Source organism: Nocardioides sp. (assembly GCF_050699375.1).
GTDB lineage: Bacteria > Actinomycetota > Actinomycetes > Propionibacteriales > Nocardioidaceae > Nocardioides.
In genome coordinates, this window is record NZ_JBOHDN010000085.1 from 1 (window position 1) to 2415 (window position 2415).

Annotated in this window: 2 protein-coding genes and 1 pseudogene; all 3 read left to right on the forward strand. The window is 69.4% G+C overall.

Annotated features, from left to right (window positions below; genetic code table 11):
• A partial coding sequence (locus ACRDPS_RS06015; RefSeq protein WP_431500719.1) for an aldehyde dehydrogenase family protein occupies positions 1 to 540 on the forward strand: 540 nt, incomplete at its 5' end.
• Positions 541 to 567: 27 nt separating this feature from the next.
• Positions 568 to 2082 carry an APC family permease gene (locus tag ACRDPS_RS06020; protein ID WP_431500720.1) on the forward strand — a complete coding sequence of 505 codons (1515 nt, stop codon included), beginning with the start codon at positions 568 to 570 and terminating at the stop codon, positions 2080 to 2082.
• Positions 2079 to 2415: pseudogene (locus ACRDPS_RS06025) on the forward strand (NADH:flavin oxidoreductase); the annotation flags it as partial. The gene ACRDPS_RS06020 and the pseudogene ACRDPS_RS06025, both read left to right, overlap by 4 nt.

Consider the following 2415-nt stretch of genomic DNA (forward strand, 5'->3'; position numbering starts at 1 on the left):
GTCGACCTCGTCGCCAAGGAGGCCCAGGCGTACGCCCCGGGCGACCCGCTCAATCCGGCCGCCGGCATGGGCGCGATCGTCTCGCCCGAGCAGACCGACCGGATCATGGGCTTCGTCGACGAGGCCAGGACCTCGGGGGCTCGCCTGGTCACCGGCGGCGAGCGGATCACCCGCGACGGCAGCGACTGCTACGTCCAGCCCACCGTCTTCGACGACGTCGACCCGGGCTCCACCCTCGCCCGCGAGGAGGTCTTCGGGCCGGTCCTGGCGGTCACCGCCTTCGACACCGAGGACGAGGCCGTCGCGCTCGCCAACGACACGCCGTTCGGCCTGGCCGCCTCGGTCGCGACCAGCAGCCTGAGCCGCGCGCACCGGCTGGCCGACCTGATCCACGCCGGCACGGTGACCGTGAACGGCGTCGACGCCTTCAGCGCCTGGACGCCGTTCGGTGGGTTCAAGGGCTCCGGGTTCGGGCGGGACCTCTCGCTGCACGCTATCGACAAGTACGTCGGTCTCAAGACCGTCTGGATCAACCACTGACCTCGTCCGACCAGCCAGGGACACACCATGACGCAGATCAACCAGCCGACCGCGCTCGCGGCCGAGCAACAGTCGCATCTTCGCAAGTCGCTGCGACGCTTCGACATCATCTTCCTGCTCATCGCCGCAGTCGTCGGCCTCGAGACCCTCGGGCAGGTATCGGTCTACGGCGCCGAGGCGTTCACCTGGGCCCTCGTGCTCGCGGTCTTCTTCCTCGTGCCGTACGGACTGATCTTCGCCGAGACCGGCGCGGCGTTCAGCGAGGAGGGCGGGGCCTACACCTGGGTCCGGGACGCCTTCGGCCGCCCAGCCGCCGCCGTGGCTGCGATCCTCACCTGGATCACCCAGCCGGTGTGGGTCGGCGGCTCGATGGCCTTCCTCGCCGCGGAGACGGTGAGCGTCTACATCACGCCGCTCGAGCACGGCTCGATCGGTGACTACGTGTTCAAGATCGTGTTCATCTGGATCACCGTGGTCGCCGCGATCGCCAGCCTGGCCAAGGGCAAGTGGCTCCCGACCAGCGGCGCGATCCTCAAGGTCAGCCTGCTCGCCTTCTTCGTGCTGACCACGGTCATCTACGCCACGCAGAACGGCGTGGTCGAGCTCAGCGGCAGCGACTTCAGCCCGACCCTGCTCGGCCTGTTCGGCTCGGTCCCGATCCTGCTCTTCGCCTACCTCGGCTTCGAGTCCTCCAACAGCGCGGCCGGCGAGATGGAGAACCCCGCTCGCGACGTACCGGTCTCGATCTTCCGCTCCTGCGCGACCGCCGCGGTCTGCTACCTGGTGCCGATCTTCGCGATCCTGCTCGTCGTCCCCAGCGACGACATCACCGGCATCGGCGGTCTCCTCGACGCCGTCGGCACCGTCTACTCGGTCTACGGCCCCGCGGCCGAGCCGCTGCTCAAGCTCACCGCCGTCGTCTTCGTCTACATCCTGATGAGCCAGGGTGCCGCGTGGATGATCATCTCCGACCGGATGCAGGCGATGACCGCGGCAGACGGGTCCTTCTTCGGCGGCTTCTTCGGCCGCTTCCACGAGGGCCTCGGTACGCCGGTGCGGGTCAACATGCTCTCCGGCGCCGTCGCCACGGTGTTCCTGCTCGTCGCGATGCAGGTGACCGGCTCCGGTGCCTCGATCTTCGGCGTCGTCCTCACCATCTCGATCTCGACCTTCCTGCTCAGCTACCTGCTGGTCATCCCGGCCGCGATCCGGCTGCGCACCCGCTACCCCGACCGCCCGCGCCCGTTCCGCGTGCCCGTCTCCGACCGCGGCTTCGCGGCGCTCGGCTGGCTGGCCTTCGCCTGGGTCCTGCTCGGCTCGTGGGTCGCGGTGTTCCCCGGCACCCTCGAGCGCCTGTTCGGCGTGGCTTACCCGTTCCAGGAGATCTGGGGCGTGAGCCAGCTGACCTTCGAGGCATTCACGCTCGGCACCCTCGGCTGCCTGCTTCTGCTGTGCGGCATCGGGTACGCCCGTGGTGCCCGCGTCCGCGCCGAGGTCGGCGCACCCGTCCCGTCCGTTCCTACCGAGGAGCCCACCCGATGACCGACCAGACCTCCGGGAAGAAGCCCGTGGCTGCGCCCTACGACATCCTGTTCGAGCCCGTGCAGATCGGGCCGTTCACCACGAAGAACCGCTTCTACCAGGTGCCGCACTGCAACGGCATGGGCTACCGCGACCCAAGCGCCCAGGCGGCGATGCGCAAGATCAAGGCCGAGGGCGGCTGGTCGGTGGTGTGCACCGAGCAGGTCGAGATCCACGCGACCTCCGACATCGCGCCGTTCATCGAGCTGCGGATCTGGGACGACCAGGACCTGCCCGCGCTCACCCGGATCGCCGACGCGATCCACGAGGGCGGCGGCCTGGCCGGCATCGAGC